Below are 19,170 nucleotides of genomic sequence, written 5' to 3' on the forward strand. Positions count from 1 at the left end.
AGGAACGGTCGTCCCTGGTTCAGCCGCTCCTTGCCCTGACTAGCCGGCTCAGCAAGGGCCGGCCCGCCAGATGCAAAAAAAGCGGCGCACCGGCAATCAGGTAGAAGTAATAAGTCACGAACCGCCAGATCAGGATTGCCGCCGCGGCCGTCGGCTTGCCCACCAAGGGCGCAAGCAAGGCGGCTGACGCCAATTCAGCACTGCCGGCACCGCCGGGTAGCAGGCTGAGCTGGCCGGCGGTCAACGAAAGCAGTTGCACGATGAACGTCCAAGCCCAGGCGAGTTGGCTACCAAGGCCTTGCAGGGTGAGGTAGAGCACGCTGTACCGCAGCAGCCAATGCAGGGTCGTGAGAACAAATACAGCGAGTAGGATGGCCCGCGGCAAGCGGAAGCATTCGAGCAGTGCATTACGGAAACTCAGCATCTTGCGCGCCCAGCCGAGCCTGCGATGCGCCTTTACTCCGACACGCTCGATCAACCACCCGTTGAAACGAAACACCTGCCGATGGAAGCGCCCAAGCAACGCGAGCAATACGATCAGGCCGACCAATAGCGCCGCACTAAAGCCCAGCAGGCTCGCGATGTAGCTGTTGAGCGAATGCGTAACTGCATAGATCAGCACGCCAACCAGCGCGCAGGCGAAGAACAACAGATCCGTGAGCTGCTCGACGGCGTAAGTAGCGGTGCCCTTTGCCGCCGCGATGCCCCGGCGATGGAGCAGCGCCATCATGGTTAGCGGCCCGCCGGCGCCGCCGGGCGTGGCGCAGATCGCGAACTCGGTGGCGATGACGATTCCGACGGCGCGCGGCTGGCTCAACCGGCGCCATCCGACCAACAATCGCAAACGCAAGGCGTTGAGAAACCAGCCGACCACGATCATGCCCAGCATGACGGCGAGCAGATCCACCGGGAAGCGTCGCAGGCGCTCGAATAGCCCGCTGCCGCCTAGCAGCAGCGGAACCAGCCCCGCCGTCAGCAAGGCGCCAGCGAGCAACCACCAGCGTCGATTCATGCGGCGGCACTCGCGGCTCGCCAATGGCCGTTCAGCCAGTCAATCTTGGTGACGGGTCGACGCCCGTCGCGCAGCAGTCGGCCCAGCACCTCCAGCCAGTATTCACGAGCGAAGCGATGCCGCATGTCGACCGGGTGCAATCCGAGGCGCAGCACCGGCGCATCCCGATGACGCAGCAACGCTCGCTCGCTGACCAGGCGCGAGACGCCACGGCGCCAAGCACTGCGGGCACTCCAGACCAAACCCGGCGCCTCGATGCGCTGGTAGTCCGGCAGCCGGTAAAAATGCCCAGGATCACTGGTGTAGGTAAGGCCAGTACGCGCCAGTGCACGACGAGCACCGGGACCGAGCAGCCAGGCTGGCGGCACGAAGCCGTGCAGCGGCCAGTCGAGCCGACGAAACAGTGCCATTCCGTCATCGAGCCGGCGCGACGCCTCGCCTTCGTCGAGCGGATAGAATTCGCCTTCATGCGTAAAGACCCGGCGCATGAACCAATCCCGCGGCGTGCGCGGCGGCGGCGCCTCGTCGGCATGAAAATAGCCATGCAGGATCAGCTCATCGCCTCGAGCCAGACGACCATCCAGCAGCCGGACGAAGTCGGGATGGGCTTCGAGCGGGTTACGCCGATGGAAGTCCGGCACGACCAGCCAGGAAATCGGGATATCGCCTAGCTGGTCCACCGCCTCGACAAAGGGCCGATAGTCCGGCCAGGTCTCGGGCGCCACATCGTGCAGCACCAGCATCAAGCTACGCTCAGCCATGGACGGCGACCGGCAGTTCGGCCGTACCGAGCACGGCATGGTAGTGCGCAAGCAGGCCGGCCACTACCGCATCCCAAGCATGGTGCGCCTCGACGTGCTGTCGCGCCTGGGCACCGATCAGGCGGGGATCATCCTCGAACAACTCACGTACCGCCTGCGCCATGGCCGTCGCATCCAGCGGGCGGCACAGCCGACCGGTATGGAACGGCACCAGTTCCGGGAGGGCGCCGGCGCGCGCGGCAACGACGGGAATACCGCTGGCCATCGCCTCGAGCGCGACCAGGCCGAACGTCTCCTGGTTGCCGGCGTGCAGGAGCACGTCGCAGCTGGCCATGTAGCGCGCCACTTCGTTGGCCGGGCAGAACTGATCGACGACCGTGACATTGCCCGGCACGCGCTGCGGCATGCGTGACCCGACCAGCAGCAAGTGATACGGCTTGCCTAGCTGGCGCGCGGTTTCCAGCAATACCGGGATGTTCTTCTCCCGCGACCCGCGTCCCGCAAAGATCATCAGCCGGGTGTCATCGGCCAGCCCGAGCTCGCCCCGGATGCCCGTGTCGCGGCGCTCGGGGCGAAAGGTATCCAGATCGACGCCCAGCGGCTGCACATAGACGTTCGGCACACCGAGCATCCTGAGCTTGTCGGCCATCACGCGGCTGGGCGCTAGAACCCGGTCGAAACTGCGGTACAGCCGAGACACGTAGCCGTTCATGTTAGCGCCCAGCCACCGGCCGATGCGATTGCTCACCAGCAGCGGCAGGTCCGAGTGATAGAAGCCAATCACCGGCACATCCAGCCGGCGGCCCGCGTCCAGTGCGGCCCAGGCGGTCATGTAGGGATCGCCGACCTCGATGACGTCCGGATGCAGGACGCGAAGCTGGTTGCGCCAGGGTGCGCGGCGCACTGGGAAGCGATAGCCCTTGCCGAACGGCAGCGCCGGCGCCGGAATCTGGTAGATCCCTGCACTGTGCCGATGGCGGTCACCAGGCACCAGGATGCTGTGGCGTACCCCGGAATAGAGTTGCAGGCGGCGATGCTTGGCCTCGAGATAGGTACGCACCCCGCCGCTGGCAGGGGCATAGAACATGGTCATGTCTGCGATGTGCAAGATGGAGCGTCTCCGTGATCCTGATGCAGCACTTTCGGAAAGACGCAACCGCCAACGCGGGACCAGACCCGACGTTGCCTGCCGGTCCATCCCGAAAGGTTTTGCAATGATCCAATGGACCGCCCGCATTCGCTGTCGTTCGCAGCGCTCTACACGCGCGCACCGCCGATGAGTCAGTCGTCGACGCGCTTGTCTCCGTCGTCCTTGCCTTCGCTGGACGCATGCTCGATGACCGCGTTCATCTCGGCACCAAACAGCAATACCGCCGCAGAAATATAGAAGTAAAGAAGCAGCACGATGACCGCGCCGATGCTGCCGTAGGTGGCGTCGTAGTTACCGAAGTTCTGCACGTAGATGCCGAAGCCGACAGACGCGCCAATCCAGACGATGACCGCGACCACCGAGCCCGGGGTTATGAAACGAAACTGTTGCTCTACGTCGGGCGTAACGTAATAGAGCACCGCAACCACCAGCATCATCAAGAACACGATCACCGGCCAGCGCAGCCAGGTCCAGAGCGTGACCACGATTTCCTTCAAGCCGACCTGGTCGGCCAACCACGCCATGACCTGCGGACCGATGATCATCAGGGCTGCCGCGCACAGCAGGATGATCGCCAGGCTGATGGTGTACACCACTGCCAGAAGCATCAGCTTCCAGGTCGGCCGGCCCTCCTCGACGTCGTAGGCGCGGTTCATCGCGTTCATCAGCGAACGGATGCCAATCGATGCCGACCAGAGCGCGACGAGGATACCCACCGAGAGCACGCCACTCTTCTGATTCTGCAACTGGTCGATCACCGGGTTGACCAGGTCCAGCGCGTCCGGCGGCAGGACCAGCGACACTTGCTCGCGCAACCAGGTGAAGAAGTCCTGCAGGTCGAGCATGCCGAGCATGGCGATGAAAAAGAGCAGGAACGGGAACAGCGAGAAAATACCCCGGTAGGCCAGCGCCGACGCGTAGGTCGTCATGTCGTCCTTGCTGAAATCCTTGAGGGTGCGCTTGAGCAATTCGAATGCGCCGATCCCACCCGTATTCAGCAACGCCATTGCATGTCCCCCGCCTTTTAGAAATCCAACTGATGAAATTGGGACGGCCCGTTGTGTCGAGAGTTCGCCGTCTTCGCGCCCGATCGTCACGCCGGTGCCGCGCAAGGGTGCGCTGCGGCACAACCGGCGCCGTACCGCATGGAGCAGGGCGATAAGGAAGGAACTTTCCGGGGTCTGAAGGCTCTTGATGGAGTCCCGCAATCGGTCGCTGCGACTGGAAGATCGCGGTGCGCTCGTCGTTCGCCGCCTCGCTGGCAACGGGAAGAAGCCAGAGTGGTACATCGCTGACGCGACTGCAGGAGCACAGATGAAAACGGCCTACGCAACGGATGCCCCACGCCCAACCATGAAATCCGACCTGCTCAAATACGTCCGCCTGATCGTCACCAAGGGCAGCGGAGCGGCATCTTCGCTCGGTCTCAACATTCTCCTAGCACGCCTGCTAGTGCCCGACCTGGCGGGCACCGTGTTCTTTTGCGTCGCCTTAGGCATCTTCCTGTCCCTGCTCGCCCGCCTCGGCCTGGACATCGCCTGCTTGAAAAACATCGCTTCGCTGCCGGAGGGCCAGCAGCGCGGCTATTTCAGCCGCGCACTGTTGATGGCCGCGGCGATGAACGTACCGACCTTCCTGATCGGCTTTGCGGTGGTCTATTTCTCCGAAACCACCCAGGCCAATGTTGGCCACGCGGCCGTGCTCTTTGCAGTCACCGCGCTGGGTTTGTCGCTGCTCAGCATTGCCAGCGAGACCCTCAAGGCAAAGCATCGCACCAGCGAGGGCCTGTTCTGGCAAACCGCCTTCCAGCCTGCCCTGACGCTCGTGCTCGTTGCTGCCAGCGGCAGCGAGCTGACCACCGTAGTCGGCTGCTTCACCATCGCCTTCGCCCTGGCAATTGCCGGGTCCATCTGGCGCGCCCTCTCCACTCTGCCGAAGACCGGCGCCGAGTCGCCCATGGGATGGCGCGAGATGCTGGTGCTCTGCATTCCACTGATGCTCATCGCCGTGATGAACAGCGTGATCGAACTGTCCGACACGCTGCTGCTCGGCGTGCTGCGTTCGGCCAGCGACGTCAGCATCTACTACATCGCGGCCAAGATCGCCGCGCTGTCGACCACCCTGCTGTTCATCATCAACGGCACCATCGGCCCGGACATCTCCCGTCGCTGGGCCCAGGGCGACCGTTCGGCGGCGTTCGGCATCGTGCGCCGTTACTCGCGCTACATGCTGGTCCTGGCGCTGCTGATCCTGGCCGGCATCGGCCTGCTGCGTGAATACATCCTTGCCGTGTTCGGCCCCGAGTACCGTGAGCAGGGTGTCTATCCGCTGCTGGTCCTCGCGCTGGGCTATTTCTTCGTGCTCGCAGCCGGTCCGCTCGGCATCTTCATGACCATGACCGGCAACCACAGGCGCTACATGCACAACAACATCATGGCCTGCGTGGTCAACCTCACGCTTAACCTGATCCTCATCCCGCGCTATGGCGTGAACGGTGCGTGCTTCGCCACCGCCATCGCCCTGGCGCTGAAAAACACCCTGCTCTACGTGCAGTTCAAGAACATCGAAAGGAGTCCGACGCCATGACTGACCGGGTAAACGTAATCGCTTACGGAGCCTATGACCGGCACAACTATGGCGACCTGCTCTTCGCAATCGTCCTCAAGCGCTACCTGGAGGCGGACGGCCGCTTCGAGGTACTGATCGCTGCCACCAAGAAATCCAACCTGTCTAGCTACGGCGCGCTGCCGACCGTCCCGCTGAAAAAGGCGCTGGACGCCACCCGTCACCAACCGAAGACGATGCTCATCGTCGCCGGCGGCGAATGCTTGACGGCCCAATGGGAAAGCATCATCGGCTACCTGGCCCCGCAAGCGATTTACTACCCGATCAAGGCCAGCCCTTTCCTGATCGGGCACAAGGCGTTCATCCGCCTGAGCCGTATGTTCACCCGCATCCCGTCCGACGTTCCGCTGGTACTCGGCGAGCGCGACCTGCCTGGCTACAAGGTCATGTACAACAGCGTCGGCGGCAACGAGATCAGCCGCAAGAAGCCACTGATTCATGCCGCCATCAAGCGCAACCTGCAGGATTGCACCTACGTCTCGGTGCGGGATCGGGAGACCTCGGCCGAACTGGACAAGCTGGGTATCGAGCACAACCTGGTGCCCGACAGCGCCATCCTCATTTCCGACATTTTTACCCCACAGGCAGACGCCGCCGAGCCCGGGCATATCGTGTTCCACATATCCGATCACCATGCCAAGCGTCGCATCGAGGCAATCGCTCAGCAGCTGACCGAACTGAACGTGAACACGGGGCTGAAGATCGCGCTGCTGACCATTGGCAAGGCGCCTGGGCATTCCGATGACGAGCCCCTGGACAAGTTGCAAAGCTTGCTCGGCGCCGAACGCGCCTACCGCGTCGACAGTGGCAAGATTGAAGACATCATCCGCTGCATCGCGACCAGCAAGCTGTACTGCGGCACCAGCCTGCACGGCGCTATCACGGCACTCGCCTACTCAGTCCCGCAGATCGCCCTCCTTCCACAACGGGTGATCAAGCTATCGGCCTTCCTCGAAACCTGGGTGCCAAAATCCGCTTGCGGCTTCGCCGAAGTGCCACAGATCAGCCAGATCGGCACCAACCTCATCAACAGCTTCGGCGATACCCAGCGGACCGAGCTGGACACCGTGGTTGAGGCCATGAAAGCCCGGGTGCGGGCTAACCTTGACCACATGGTCGCGCTCTACGACCAGGCGCCTGCGCGTGGCGAAACGAGCCGAAGCCAGCAACCCAAGCAGGAAACGGTCACCGCAGGCTAGAGGGACGGCTGGTCCGGTCATCCAGCGATCCGTCCCGGCGCATGTCGGGGCGGGGCTGTTCGGCTGATCGCCTCTGCATGAGCAGCGCCACGCCTGCGCTGCCCGGTTGCAAGTACCTGTTCAGGCAGGATATTCATCCCCACGTAAGCCAAACGACTGTGTAGAATCCCGCGCCCCGAAAAGCAGCAGGAGACACCACAGTGGTCATTCACTACCTCGCGTCCCAGAATGCCGTTGCATGTGGGCGCAGCGGCGCGAGCCTGAACGGCTCGCCGGACCTGGCTCAGGTTTCGTGCAAATCTTGTCTTCGGTCGGCGGAGAAGGTGGCGAGCGAACCGGCACGCAAGACACCGAGCCTGGCAGAGCTGAGGGCGGCGGCGAAGGCAGAGAAAGCCGCCACCGCAACCAAAGCAGCAGCACGCGCCGCCGCCGCGCTGTCGCCTCGAGCCGAGTGGCAGCAGCGCCTGGCACAACTGCCCGGCCGCAACCGTTTGCCAAGAGGCAACCGCCAGCAGGCCTTCATTTGAACAAAACGCCACCCGCATCCTTCGATAGCGGGCGGCGTTCCGCGCCTTACAAAAAATCACGCGTCATCCGCCGAGGGGCACGGCGCCGAAAGCTCGCGCCTGGTGCCGATCAAGCGACCTTGAAACGCCCTACCAACTGTTGCTGCTGTTCAGCCAGCCGCGCCAGTTCCAGGCTGGTCATGGCAGTCTGCTCAGCCCCCGCGCTCACCTGGATCGCAACATCATTGATCTCAACGATGTTGCGGTTGATGTCTTCCGCTACCGCGCTCTGCTCTTCAGCAGCTGTGGCAATCTGCAGGTTGCGATCACTGATGGCCGAGACCCCGTCTGCAATCTCGGCCAGCAATTCGCCAGCCCGCCCGATATTGTTCGAGCCGGCCTGCGCCTTGGATAAGGTTTCCTGCATCGAGCGCGCCGCGCGATCGGCGCCACCTTGCAGGTTCGCGATCATGTCTTGAATGCTGCCGGTCGACTCCTGAGTCTTCTGCGCAAGCGTGCGTACCTCGGACGCCACTACCGCAAACCCTCGCCCATGCTCGCCAGCACGTGCGGCCTCGATTGCGGCGTTGAGCGCGAGCAGGTTCGTCTGGTCGGCGATGCCGCGGATCACATCCAGCACGGAGGAGATGGAATCGCTCTCGCGCTTGAGGTCAGCGATGATGCCCGCAGTCTGGTCGGCCTGGCTCGACAGCTGGCGGATGAGGTCTATGGTCGTCTCGACTTCCGCCCGCCCCTGAGCGGTATTGGTATTGAGCTGCTGCGACAGCTCGGCCGCATCGTTGGTGCTTCGGGCCACGTCGCGCACCGTCGCGCTCATCTGATTGATCGCGGTCACCACCAGCTCGGTGCCCTGCCGTTGCCGATCGATGCTCTGGCTCGTTTGCACCGTCACGGCGGACGATTCCTCCGCGGCGGTGGCCACCTGTGCGGTGGCGTTGCTGATCTCGCCGACAACTTGGTTCAGCTCGACCGCCATGAGGTTGAGGTTGCGGGAAATCTCGCCGAACTCATCCCGGCCTTCGTAGCTGGCCTTGGCCGTCAGGTCCCGCGCCGAGAGCGCGAGCAATGCGCGATTCACGTCCTGCACGGCCAGCCTGATGTTGCGGATGATGAGATAGGACAGGCACGCCACGGCCAGCAACGCGACTACGACGGCAGCCAGCGTGAACCACAATGCGCGTTGCGCTTCGTCTCGCGCCTGGGCGGCCAGCGAACCGACGTCCTGCGCCAGCGCTTGCTCCAGCTCGCCCATCAGGTCGATCCGGCTGGTCGCTGTCTCGAACCAGCGCTCGCTGTCGATACCCAGGCTCTGCCCCATCGGGACGTCGAAGGCTAGCCGTTGCAAACGCGCGACTTCCAGGGCGCTGGGTTGTTGCAGCTTCTCGTCCAGGGCCCGGATAAAGCGTTCGTTAGCGGCACGACGGAACCCATCCATGTAGGCCGAAAACTCACCCAGGTTGCGGCTGAACGACGCCAGCAAGGGCGCATCGAAACGGTCTTGGTTGAACACCACACCAAGCATCGCGCGCTCGCGACCGGCGCGCTCTTTCATTTCGATGAACTGGTTTAACCCACCCAACGCGCGGGCGAGCGCGGCATCCTCGATGCTGTGCTCCACGGCGTAGGTAAAGCCGATCAACGCTTTGATGAACCCGGTGAACCGAGCGCCCGACTCGACGTTATTGATGGAAAATTTATCGATCTGAGCACGCGTCGCCTGGAGCTCGTCCAGTGCGGCCAAGGCATTGCCAATCATCGCACCGTTGCGTTCGGCCAGTATCCGTGCGGTTTCAAGGGCCTGGTCAGTGGCCTGCCGTATCCCCGGCAACCGCTGCGCCATGGTCCGACCCTGGCTGCCGAGGTACACCCCGCTTGCGCCACGCTCACGTTGAAGCGCGGTGATCAACTGGCTGACCGTCTGTGCCGCTTCACTCGCCTCGACGGTATTTTCCATCTGCTGCAACGTGCCGTAGCTGTCAGCGACATAAACGCTGGCGAGCCAAAGAAAGCCGAGAAGCGGGAAAACGAGAATAAGGATGAGCTTGGCGCTCAGAGAAAGATTTTTCAGCATGATGAACCTCACAGCTCCGAATGCACGGCGGAGCTACAGATGTGACGAAGGCATGACTTGTACGCGCCTCGGTCATCGGCAGCGGGCCGATGCGAAGCGGTTCAGAGTCGTTCTAGTAGCGTTGTGGCTGATGGGCCTGTAACCCTGCCGGCAGTGCTGAGAACAGTCACACAACCGGCCCCTTCCTGGGATGTGCGTATTCTGCGATCGGCTTGTTGTGGCCTGCTGACACAGGTCAATAAACCAGCGCCATAGGATTGCCGCCCGTCGGAACAGTAAAGACAGGCTTGAAGATGCGATACAGCGCGAGCACAACCTTCAGCCAGGCGAATCGCTGCCAATAAAAAAGGCCTGCATCACTGCAGGCCTTTGATAACGGTGGTGCCGGAGACAGGAGTCGAACCTGCGACCTTCGCATTACGAATGCGCTGCTCTACCTACTGAGCTACACCGGCACGGCGCCGCGCATTATCGGATTTCGGCTTCGCGGACTCAAGCCCGCGAAGCCGAATTCTCGGTCGCTTCGTTTGGCTCGCTTAGAGCCCAGCGCTGGTCGAGCCGGTTCCGGTCGCTGTCGAGTTGGACATGGAGCGATTGCTATCACCTTTCATGTCCTGTTTGACCTGCGCGGCAACCTCTTCGCCTTTCGCCGAAACGCGCTGGTAGCCTTCCTCGGCCTTGCTGCGCAATTGGCCGGTCAGGCGATCACTGTGCTCGCCCAGCATCTCGTCTTCTCGACGGGTCGGCGGTACAGCGGCAGCCATTAGCGCGCCAAGGGCTATACCGATCGCGCCGAGGGCCAGCGGTTGCTCCTGCAACAGCTGATTGAAACCACCGCGCGCCCGATCAGCCCCACCCCGCAACTTCTGCGAGGCCTGGCGGGTGGAATCGCTGGCCCGAGTCCGAGCATTACCGAGCGATTCGGAGACGCTGTTGCTCATTTGCGACGCCTTCTCTTTCATGCCGGCGCCCTGCTGTTTCAACCCCTGCGTCTTGGCCGAAAGCTTCTCGCCCATCGAAGGCCCAGTGGACGACGTGCTGCCGGCATATCCGGTGGTCGTCACATTGGAATGCGGTTGACGGTTTTGCCCCGCCATCATCCAGATGAGACCGATCGAGGTCAGTACCGTGGGCACTGGGTTGGCCTTCACGGTATTGCTCAGGTTGGAAAAGAACTCTCCGCCGCCGCCCTTGACGTAGCCGAGGGCGGTATCGATCAGTTCGCCTGGGGAAAGCTTGTTTTCTAGCGCATGAACGATGTTGCCGATGTCGGCGCGCTTCTGGTCGATTTCGCGCTCGAGCTGTTCGGGATCTTTCTGCGCCTCGGCATCGATCTGATTACGTGTGCTCATGATGTATGCCCCCTAACTGCCTCTTTATCCTTGTTGACCGAGTGAATGGTGCGCTCGGGCTTGAACGAAGATGCCTGGAACTTCTTCTTGCCAGCGGACACCATGATCAACCCGATCACCACAACCACACCGCCGACGATCAGCGCCGCCAGCCAGGGTTCCATGACCTTGCTCAGGCCGTAGACCGCTGACATCAACAGCACGATGAAGCCGCCGAGCAATACCGCGCCACCCGTGGCGACACTCGCCGCGCCCGCTTTGGTCGCCCGCATGGATTCGCTGACTTCGGCCTTGGCCAGCGCCAGCTCTTTCGTGATCAGGGCTGGTACTTCCTGGGTCAGCTGTCGCAGCAGCCCGCCGACGGACGTATCGTTTTCGGTGCGCATGGCCGGTTCCGGCGTGCTCGTCACATGGGGTGTCTTGCGTGCTTCGCTCATGGGTATAGCCCTCCATCGGTGCCCTTGCCGTTGCGGTTCGTGGTGGAACCGAGTCCGGACGATGGGTTGGAGCCCACGCCCAGGCCGTTGCTGAGGTTGGCGCCACTGCCGGTCGAGCTGCTACCAACGCCGGTGGCCGCTCCCGTGCCGACGCCGGCACGCGAGGTGCTGGTTGCCGACGACACACCAGCATTGCTGACGCTGCCGATGGTGCCCGGCTCGCCAGTATTCAACCGGTCGTTGAGCTCGTGCTGGCCCGACTCATGATGACTGTCATGGCCTTGATGGCTGGACGACGACATGCCCGAGCGATGGCTGGAATAGTCCCCCTCCGCGGCGCGCTTGCTCGATGCGCGGGCGAAGCGGGTCAGCCCGAAGCCCAGCGCGATGCTGCCGGTGATGAACAGTGCAGGGTTGTTGCGAGCAAGGCGGTTCACGTCCTGGACCAATTCGTCGACGCTCTTGCCGCGCAGGTCATCGGACAGCTGGACCATGCTCTGGGCCATGTTGGAGACATAGCCAGATAGCCCGAAGCGATCGTCCCCCTCCAGTTGCTCGGCCGCGGCTTTGGCGCCTTGGGCGACCCGCTCGATCTCGTTGGCTGCGGTTTCCCGATAACCATCGAGCTGGCTTTTACCTTGGGCTTTAGCCTGATCGGCGACCTGCCTGGCTTTAGCCTTGGCGTCCTCGGTGGCACCACTCGCGCCAGCGGAGCCTGAAGCCGATGATGAGGTGCTGTGGCCCGATGCGGACGTCGTCGAGCCGGTGCTGGTCGAATTAGCATTTTCGGGGCCGGTCTTGGGCATGCCACCGTAACCGGTAATTTCTTCGTCGGGTGTCGTCATTTGATTCACCTTTTAATATGGCTTGGCCGGAAGACCACGGTCCGTTGAACACAGCGAACTGCGATTACCGCGAACTGTGTAGTTTCGGTGCGCACATATAAGGTGACCGGGGGGTCTTTTTCGAGTTCCACACTTTTTGAAGGCGCGAAATGCTTCGGAATCAGAACTTTAGGGTTATCGATACGGGCCATGTGAGCCCCGTATTTGCTGGCGATGTGCCTAGCGATTCGCGCCAAACCGCGTAATCACTGGCTTTAAGCGGAGCGGCAACTAAACAAGCGAAACGTGAATGTGCGCGGCAGAACTAACGAACTATCGCAACAACTTCTCGATCGGCTTTTTAACGAAGCGAACCGTAGCCGACGAGCTGCACAAGCGACTGTCACCGATAAATAACCGGCGCATAAAAAACGGGCCAGAGGCCCGTTTTTGTTTTCTCGATCCTGTTGTTACAGCGGACCGATGGTGGAGCAGGTCTTCTTCGCAGCGGCGTGCTTTTGCAGCGGCGCTAGCTGCGGACGGTGCTTACCGCTGGTCACGTCCAGGGCCATGATGTTCTCACCCCAACGCGGACCGGCAGCCCAGTAGGTGCTCGGGATGCAGTTATCAGCGAGGTAAGCCAGCAGGTTGTCGGTCGCCACCACTGCGGACGGAGAGAAGTCAGGGATGCCGTGCTCACCGATGTAGCCACGCAGCTTGTTCTTCTTCAACCACTCGACCCACGGCTTGACCCGCTCGACACCCAACATCGGGGCGAAGGTTTCGGCACGCTTGGTGTAAGTGCCCGAGTAATCGAAGTCCAGGTACTGGTGCGCTTCGTAGACTAGGTTGTTCTTCGGATCACGCATCCACGGATCGTTGATCAGCGAAGTGTTGTACTTCTGCCAATGGAACGCGCTGGAGTAACGGTCGCCGGCGATCATGATCCAGGTACTCGGGTCGATCTTGCGGATCGCTTGACCAGCGGCCTGAGCGGTCTGCGGCCATAGGCCATTGCCGGTGTTGTACGGCTCGTTCATCAGGCCGTAGCCATACAGGGCCGGGTGCTTGGCCAGCGCGACCGCGATCTTGCGCCAGGTTTCAGCGAACTGCGCGCGGGGTACTTCCGGCGAGTTGATGACCTTGCCGTAGTAGCGGTAGTAGTTGTGCATATCAAGGATGACCTTGATGCCGTACTTCTGCGCGTAGTCGAGCGACTGCTTGATGCGACCGAGCTCAGCAGCGTCCAGCTCGGTGCCGAGCTTGGGCTGGATACGCTCCCAGAGGAAGCCCAGGCGAATGAGCTTGAAGCCAAGCCCTGCGTGACGCTTGTAGTAAGACTCGTCAGCGTAGGTGTAGCCCTTGTTGTAGATACCCGGAACATTGGCTGGGTCGAATACGCCGGAGCCGAAGTTCACACCTACCAGATCGATGCCGCTGCCGTCGCTGACGACAGGTGCGGTCACGACGGGAGCCGGTGCGGGTGTCGGAGCCGGGGTCGGTGCAGGCGTCGGCGTGGTAGCGACCGGCGCGCTGGTCGCGGTGCCCGAGACGACACTGATGGTCTTCGGGTAACCGACGCTGGCAGCCGACAGGGTAGCGCCGCTCAGCATGACCGACAGGTGAGCGCCGACATCATATACAGCTGCAACCTTACGGACCTGGCCATCAGCCAGTTTGACCGAGGCGCCAACCACAAAGGCAGACTTGTTGGAGGTGGTGTCCGGAATCGAGAAACCTGCCGACTTGCGGTAGATACCGTTTTCCCAGTCGGTGTTGGTGAAGCTGTTCATCGACGCGGTGTAGGTGTTGCTGGGCGTCGATGTGCTCGGCGCGGTCACGGCTGGTGCGGTAACAACGGGTGCAGTGGCAACCGGAGCAGTGCTCGCGACAACTGTACTGATGGTGCGCGGAGCACCAACTACAGCACCGTCGAGAAGCGCGCCATCGACATAGACGCTCAGGTTGGCGCCAACCTTATAGACGCGGGTGATTTTGCGCACCTGGCCATCGGCGAACTTGATTTGCACGCCCGGCTTGAAGGCCGCTACGGCGGCGGAAGTAGCCGGAACAGAAACGGCTGCTACGCGACGCCATACACCGTTAAGGAAATCAGTGCTGTTGAACTTGTTGATGCCGGAAGTAAAGGCGGCAGCTGACGCTGTAGTGGCCGTTTCGGCCGCGGTGACCTGGCCGGTAACGGCCACACCGCTGAAGATTGTTGCAAGGGCAATGGAACGAACGAGTGCCCGCGGGGCACCAGCAAATACTTTGATAGACATTGAGTCTCTCCGGAACTTAATACTTCAAAAGGCCGGAGCCTTTAAAAAAGTAGCGGGAGGTTTGTTTAAGTCGTTCAGGCGCTTACTGGGCAGAGTGCTGACTATGCGCAACCGGACGAACCGCTTGGCAAAGGACGCCGGATTACCATGGTGGGGAACCCGGCAATCCGTTGCGTGGCGCCTTTATAATAGGTTTAAAAAAGAACTCAAAATTTTTTTGACGGCTTTCGATCGCCAACTCTACGTCACAAAATTGACCAGCCATTAATAGGCTATTAATACCTGGCACTTTGATATTGCATCTAATAGCAAGCGAGCCCCTTTAAACCGTTTAGTTAATTCCCTACCGGCGTCAGATTTTTGAATTTTCGCGGTGAGGGAGCACAGATCCATCTATGGAATAGCCCGACGAACGGTCAAAGCATGACGCTCGATTTTCCGGTCGGCTGAAGGAAGCGGAAGCGATCTTTCCGCCTCGGCAGCTAGTGAAAATTGATAAGGAGCGGACGATGACGACTCAAAAATTCAAGATCGGCGACCACGTACGGTGGAATTCCGAGGCCGGCCACGTAACGGGGCATATCACCAAGGTGCATACCCAAGACACGGAGTTCATGGGGCACAAACGGCACGCCAGCCCGGAAGAGCCGCAGTACGAGATCAAGAGCGACAAGACCGACCATGTCGCGATGCACAAGGAGAGCGCACTGGGGCGGGTGAAGTGAGCGCAACGCTCCCTGATCGAATCTGGACGGTAGGCCACTCGACCCGCAGCGTCGAAACGTTCATAGCCCTGCTGCAGCAGTACGGCATCGAGGCGATCGCAGACGTGCGGCGCTTTCCCGGTTCGAGACGGCTACCGCAGTTCACCTCGGCTGCGCTCGAGACGGCGCTAGCGGATCAGGCAATCGACTATCAATGGCTCGAGGGCCTGGGCGGCCGTCGCCGGGCCAGCCACGCCTCGGCGGACAGCACCTGGCGCAACGCGTCGTTTCGCGGTTACGCCGAGCATCTCGACAGTACCGAGTTCGCCGCCGCGCTGGACCGGCTCTTGGCGCTGGCCACGGCTCGCCGCACCGCAATGATGTGCGCGGAGGTCCTCTGGTGGCGCTGCCACCGCTCGATGATCTCTGACGTGCTGAAGCTCAAGGGGATCGAGGTGCTGCATATCCAGGACGAGCGGCACCTGTCCCCGCATCCCTATACCTCACCCGCACGGCTTGACCATGGCGAACTGAGCTATACCGATAGAGGGGTTCCGCTAAAGCGTGGCGGGACAACCGCGCGAACAGAATGAAGCGTCATTCATTCCTAGGCTGGGTTGCATTCAACGGAGGGGAACGGGGCGGAAGGAATAAAGAAGGGTGCGGCCTGCCGATATGTTGCAGTTCGATGAACTTTGCAGATCGGGCAGCTTCCTATGCAGCGGATTTAGCATCCATCCGGTGCGGTGACGACAGCAGTGCAATGATTGACGATTCGCTTGCAGGGAACAGCACACGCATTGCGTGCCGGCTCAGTTGGAGGAGCGCTCATGTTCAGCATCGACTTAAACACTAGGCTCTCGAGCGCCCTGCAGCGCCTCACGAGCGGATCGTCCGGCCGCGTGTTCAAGGGCATGGCGACCCTCGCAATCGGCAACGGCCTGGCAAAGATCGTTGCGCTGCTCTCGATTCAGGTTCTCACGCGGATATACAGCCCCGAGCACTTCGGCGTCCTGTCGGTCTTCACCGCCCTGCTTCTGATCCTGACCCCCTTGGTCACATTGCGCTATGAGCTGGCCGTCCCGCTGCCGAGCAAGGACGGCGCTGCGGTCACCCTCATGGCGGTTTCGATGGGCCTGTTGCTGGCAATGACGGTTCTCATCGGGACCGTGCTCTGGCTGGCCGGCCCTTCCCTGCTGGCACTGGCCTCGATGGAGGTGCTCACACCCTACCGAGGCTTGCTGGTAGCCGCCCTCTTCCTGGCCGGCTTGTATGAAGTGTTGCTGATATGGGCTGTTCGCAGGCGCGCCTACCCACGCATTGCACGCACGCAACTGCAGCAGAGTGTGGTGGGCGCGATCGCCAAGATCGCGTTGGGATTGGCGGGCCTGATGCCGATTGGCTTGCTAATTGGGCAGGTTGCCGGTGCCTGCGCGGGATTGACTACGCTGGTCCGTACGTTCAGCGCGGACATGCGGCGCAACTGGCGCCATGTCACGCCACGACGCGCATACACCATGCTTCGGCACTATCGCAGCTTTCCGTTCTACCGCTTGCCTTCGCAGCTATTGCAGACCTTCTCCAGCCAGTCTCCGCTGCTTTTGACCGCAGCGCTGTACGACGCCAGCACCACCGGCCAGCTCGGCCTAGCCCTGATGACATTGGCGCTACCGATGCAACTCCTTGGCTATACCACCAGCAAGGCGTACTACGCGGAAATCGCGTCGCTGGGCCGCAAGCGGCCGACAGACATACGCAACGTGACTCGGTCAGTCGTCAAGCGGCTGTTCGCCTTGTCCATCGCACCGACCCTGGTGCTACTGGTATTCGGAGAGCGGCTGTTTACCCTGGCATTTGGCGCCCAATGGGAATTGGCTGGAGAGCTGGCGGCGATCCTGGCGATCTACCTGCTGTTCCAGTTCATCCACGCACCTGCGTCGCACCTGCTGTCACTGTTCGAGCGCCAACGCCTGTTGCTCATGCTGAACGTGCAGCGATCGATTTTGACGGTCGCCTGCTTCTCGGTTGCCCATCTGATCGACCTGCCGATCACATCGGTGGTGCTGATCTATTCGGTACTGCTCTCGATGCATTACCTGTTCAGCTTGGTGATGGCGTTACGTGTGATACCGCGCGAGGCGCACTGACCGCGCGAGGACCATCGCCCTCGCCTGATCGATGCGCGCGGCCGCTCAGGGCTCGCGCTTGAGTTCGTTCCAACCCGATACGCGGCGATTACCGGACAGCGCATTGCGCAACAGATAGAAGAAGAACACCGGGATCCCCACCGCGTAGCGCTTGAACAGCCGGCGGGGCTCAATGAGCATCCGGAACGCCCATTCCAGCCCGAACTTGCGAAAGAACAGCGGTGCCCGCGGGAAGCGCTGGGCTGCGAAATCGAGGATGGCGCCACCGCAGATCAGCAATGCACGCCCTTCCATGGCCTGCTGCAAATAGAGCGCAACCTGTTCCTGCTTCGGCATTCCCATCGCCATCACGATGATCGGAAAGCGACCCGGCACATGGTGCGCCTGGTAGAACTTCAGATAATCCTCGGCATGCCGGAACCCGTCGATGGCATGAAATTGCCTTCCGCCGAACAGCGCTTCCGCCCCCTCGCTGAGCCAAGGCTCGCGAGTCCCCATGGCAAACAGTTCGTACTGATCCGTTGACCGACCTACCAGCTCGTTGATGAGATCGGGGATGAAGTCCGATCCGTTGAGATTGGCTTTCGGGTCGACACCGTTGAACTGGCACGCCAACTTGACCCCGATCCCGTCTCGCAGCAGATAGTTGACCTGCATGAAACTCTTGAGCACCGCTGGATTGCGCTGAGCGATGTTGTAGCCATGCTGGTTGAGAAAACCAAGGATGGTCGGGGATTCACGTCCTTTAAGCTCGGCCATGAACGCGGCGATCTCCACCTCGTCCAGTAGTTTCAGCTTCCCTATGAGAGGGTCCATTCCTCTGGCAAGCGGTTTTTTCATAAGGATTTCTCTGTCTGCATTTCAAAAGGGTGTCGTCGGCCGCCAAACGGGCTGACCGACGCTGGACCGTTACGGGGAAATTGCCAAAGCACCGCGGAACAATGCATGCCGCTTCAGGACAAACGAAGCAGTGCGGAAATGGCACCCCTTCCCCAACGGGTTAAAAAAGGATGTGAAATGACAAGGTCACCTGGCAATTCCAAGAACCGGACAATAACGACCCTCCTCGGACTCTTGCTTACCGTCGGAGGTGCCGCAAGCGAGGCAAAAAATATTGATCTGATCGGCCTGAATGTAGGCGGAGCCGCATTCTCCAGCGGCCACCTGCCAGGAAAATACAATACAAACTATTTCTTCCCCTCGGCTAACTACCTTCAAAAGTGGAAAGACCAAGGTATTGAAACCGTTCGTTTCCCGATTCTCTGGGAGCGACTGCAAAGCGAACTGAATGGCGATCTGGAAGAACCTTACGCCAAACTGATCGATACCTTTCTCGATCAAGCCGCCCAGCACGACATGCAAGTCATCCTGGACATTCATAACTATGGCCGGTATCGCAAGAAGATCATTGGCACACCCGAAGTACCGATCTCGGCTTACAGTGACTTTCTCGGACGGGTCGCGCACCGCTGGAAGGATCACGATGGTCTTTACGCCTACGACATCATGAACGAGCCCCATGGTGCGGATAAGTATTGGCCAACCGCCGCACAAGCGGGCATCGACGCCATTCGCCAACACGACACGCATCGCCCTTTGCTGATCGAAGGCAACTTTTGGTCCAGTGCCTATAAATGGTCCAAGTTCAACGACCCGTTGCTGCAATTGAAAGACCCCTCCGACAATTTGATCTTCTCCGCGCATCTTTATCTGGATAAGCACGGCAACGGCCAATATAAGGAACCGCTCGAGGACGACTTCGACACAATGCTGGGCGTCAAACGCGTTACGCCTTTCATCGAATGGCTAAAGAAGAACGGCAAACGAGGCCATATCGGTGAGTTCGGCATTCCTGCGGATGAGCCGCGCCTGCTCGAAGCGATGGATAACCTGCTTGCGCACCTGCAGAAGAACTGTATCCCCTTGACCTATTGGGCCGCGGGATCGGCATGGGGTAAATACAAGCTTTCTATCGAACCCGCTAAAGATGGCACTCAGCGCCCACAATGGGACGTTCTTCGCAAGTATGTCGGCAAGGGCAACTGCAGCAGAATCGGCCCTGATGCAGGCTGAATTTCA

17 protein-coding genes and 1 tRNA gene are annotated in these 19,170 nt (G+C 61.0%); 7 read left to right on the top strand and 11 right to left on the bottom strand.

Annotation, left to right across the window (positions count from 1 at the left end; all coding sequences use genetic code 11):
- Window positions 1–19: 19 nt before the first annotated feature.
- The 4 genes from KXR72_RS08970 to KXR72_RS08985 form a co-directional block, all read right to left on the bottom strand.
- The gene (locus tag KXR72_RS08970; protein ID WP_437420762.1) at window positions 20–1,012 is read right to left on the bottom strand and encodes a lysylphosphatidylglycerol synthase transmembrane domain-containing protein; all 993 of its coding nucleotides are present in this window, start codon (window positions 1,010–1,012) and stop codon (window positions 20–22) included.
- Window positions 1,009–1,773 (bottom strand): DUF2334 domain-containing protein, encoded by a 765-nt coding sequence (locus tag KXR72_RS08975; protein ID WP_437420763.1) that lies wholly within the window; start codon window positions 1,771–1,773, stop codon window positions 1,009–1,011. The genes KXR72_RS08970 and KXR72_RS08975 overlap by 4 nt, the downstream gene beginning before the upstream one ends.
- The gene (locus KXR72_RS08980; protein WP_437420764.1) at window positions 1,766–2,881 is read right to left on the bottom strand and encodes a glycosyltransferase family 4 protein; all 1,116 of its coding nucleotides are present in this window, start codon (window positions 2,879–2,881) and stop codon (window positions 1,766–1,768) included. Before KXR72_RS08980 ends, KXR72_RS08975 begins: the two co-directional genes overlap by 8 nt.
- Window positions 2,882–3,054: 173 nt before the next feature.
- Entirely contained in the window at window positions 3,055–3,930 is an 876-nt protein-coding gene (locus tag KXR72_RS08985; protein WP_437420765.1) for a YihY/virulence factor BrkB family protein, read from the bottom strand.
- A 307-nt stretch (window positions 3,931–4,237) separates the two neighbouring features.
- On the opposite strand from KXR72_RS08985, the gene KXR72_RS08990 reads away from it, so the two are divergent.
- The 3 genes from KXR72_RS08990 to KXR72_RS09000 all read left to right on the top strand — a co-directional run bounded on the left by KXR72_RS08990 (window position 4,238) and on the right by KXR72_RS09000 (window position 7,274).
- On the top strand, window positions 4,238–5,509 hold the full coding sequence (locus KXR72_RS08990; protein ID WP_437420766.1) for an oligosaccharide flippase family protein: 1,272 nt from the start codon (window positions 4,238–4,240) through the stop codon (window positions 5,507–5,509).
- Window positions 5,506–6,747 carry a polysaccharide pyruvyl transferase family protein gene (locus tag KXR72_RS08995; protein WP_437420767.1) on the top strand — a complete coding sequence of 414 codons (1,242 nt, stop codon included), beginning with the start codon at window positions 5,506–5,508 and terminating at the stop codon, window positions 6,745–6,747. The genes KXR72_RS08990 and KXR72_RS08995 overlap by 4 nt, the downstream gene beginning before the upstream one ends.
- A 200-nt stretch (window positions 6,748–6,947) precedes the next feature.
- Complete coding sequence (locus KXR72_RS09000) at window positions 6,948–7,274, top strand: hypothetical protein (RefSeq protein WP_437420768.1); 327 nt, start codon at window positions 6,948–6,950, stop codon at window positions 7,272–7,274.
- Between the two features lie 109 nt (window positions 7,275–7,383).
- Here the strand turns inward: KXR72_RS09000 and KXR72_RS09005 are convergent, their stop codons facing one another.
- The 6 genes from KXR72_RS09005 to KXR72_RS09030 form a co-directional block, all read right to left on the bottom strand.
- Window positions 7,384–9,345 (bottom strand): methyl-accepting chemotaxis protein, encoded by a 1,962-nt coding sequence (locus KXR72_RS09005; RefSeq protein WP_437420769.1) that lies wholly within the window; start codon window positions 9,343–9,345, stop codon window positions 7,384–7,386.
- A gap of 379 nt (window positions 9,346–9,724) precedes the next feature.
- Window positions 9,725–9,800, bottom strand: a tRNA-Thr gene (locus tag KXR72_RS09010).
- 81 nt (window positions 9,801–9,881) lie between these two features.
- Window positions 9,882–10,697, bottom strand: a complete 816-nt coding sequence (locus KXR72_RS09015; RefSeq protein ID WP_437420770.1) for a DUF3618 domain-containing protein — start codon at window positions 10,695–10,697, stop codon at window positions 9,882–9,884.
- Window positions 10,694–11,134, bottom strand: coding sequence for a phage holin family protein (locus tag KXR72_RS09020; protein WP_437420771.1), 441 nt, complete (start codon window positions 11,132–11,134; stop codon window positions 10,694–10,696). The genes KXR72_RS09015 and KXR72_RS09020 overlap by 4 nt, the downstream gene beginning before the upstream one ends.
- Window positions 11,131–11,979, bottom strand: a complete 849-nt coding sequence (locus KXR72_RS09025) for a hypothetical protein (protein ID WP_437420772.1) — start codon at window positions 11,977–11,979, stop codon at window positions 11,131–11,133. The genes KXR72_RS09020 and KXR72_RS09025 overlap by 4 nt, the downstream gene beginning before the upstream one ends.
- Before the next feature lie 449 nt (window positions 11,980–12,428).
- Window positions 12,429–14,240, bottom strand: coding sequence for a glycoside hydrolase family 5 protein (locus tag KXR72_RS09030; protein WP_437420773.1), 1,812 nt, complete (start codon window positions 14,238–14,240; stop codon window positions 12,429–12,431).
- A 509-nt stretch (window positions 14,241–14,749) separates the two neighbouring features.
- Here KXR72_RS09030 and KXR72_RS09035 point away from each other — a divergent pair.
- From KXR72_RS09035 to KXR72_RS09045, 3 genes are all read left to right on the top strand, one after another.
- On the top strand, window positions 14,750–14,965 hold the full coding sequence (locus tag KXR72_RS09035; protein ID WP_437420774.1) for a DUF2945 domain-containing protein: 216 nt from the start codon (window positions 14,750–14,752) through the stop codon (window positions 14,963–14,965).
- Entirely contained in the window at window positions 14,962–15,537 is a 576-nt protein-coding gene (locus KXR72_RS09040) for a DUF488 domain-containing protein (RefSeq protein WP_437420775.1), read from the top strand. The genes KXR72_RS09035 and KXR72_RS09040 overlap by 4 nt, the downstream gene beginning before the upstream one ends.
- A gap of 237 nt (window positions 15,538–15,774) precedes the next feature.
- The gene (locus KXR72_RS09045) at window positions 15,775–17,091 is read left to right on the top strand and encodes a lipopolysaccharide biosynthesis protein (RefSeq protein ID WP_437420776.1); all 1,317 of its coding nucleotides are present in this window, start codon (window positions 15,775–15,777) and stop codon (window positions 17,089–17,091) included.
- A 45-nt stretch (window positions 17,092–17,136) separates the two neighbouring features.
- Here KXR72_RS09045 and KXR72_RS09050 read toward each other — a convergent pair whose 3' ends face one another.
- Window positions 17,137–17,931, bottom strand: a complete 795-nt coding sequence (locus KXR72_RS09050) for a WecB/TagA/CpsF family glycosyltransferase (protein ID WP_437420777.1) — start codon at window positions 17,929–17,931, stop codon at window positions 17,137–17,139.
- A gap of 105 nt (window positions 17,932–18,036) precedes the next feature.
- Between KXR72_RS09050 and KXR72_RS09055 the strand changes: the two genes are divergently transcribed.
- Window positions 18,037–19,164: a glycoside hydrolase family 5 protein gene (locus KXR72_RS09055; RefSeq protein WP_437420778.1), complete on the top strand. Its 1,128-nt coding sequence runs from the start codon at window positions 18,037–18,039 to the stop codon at window positions 19,162–19,164.
- Window positions 19,165–19,170 lie beyond the last annotated feature (6 nt).

Source organism: Stutzerimonas chloritidismutans (genome assembly GCF_051486945.1).
Taxonomy (GTDB): domain Bacteria; phylum Pseudomonadota; class Gammaproteobacteria; order Pseudomonadales; family Pseudomonadaceae; genus Stutzerimonas; species Stutzerimonas chloritidismutans_B.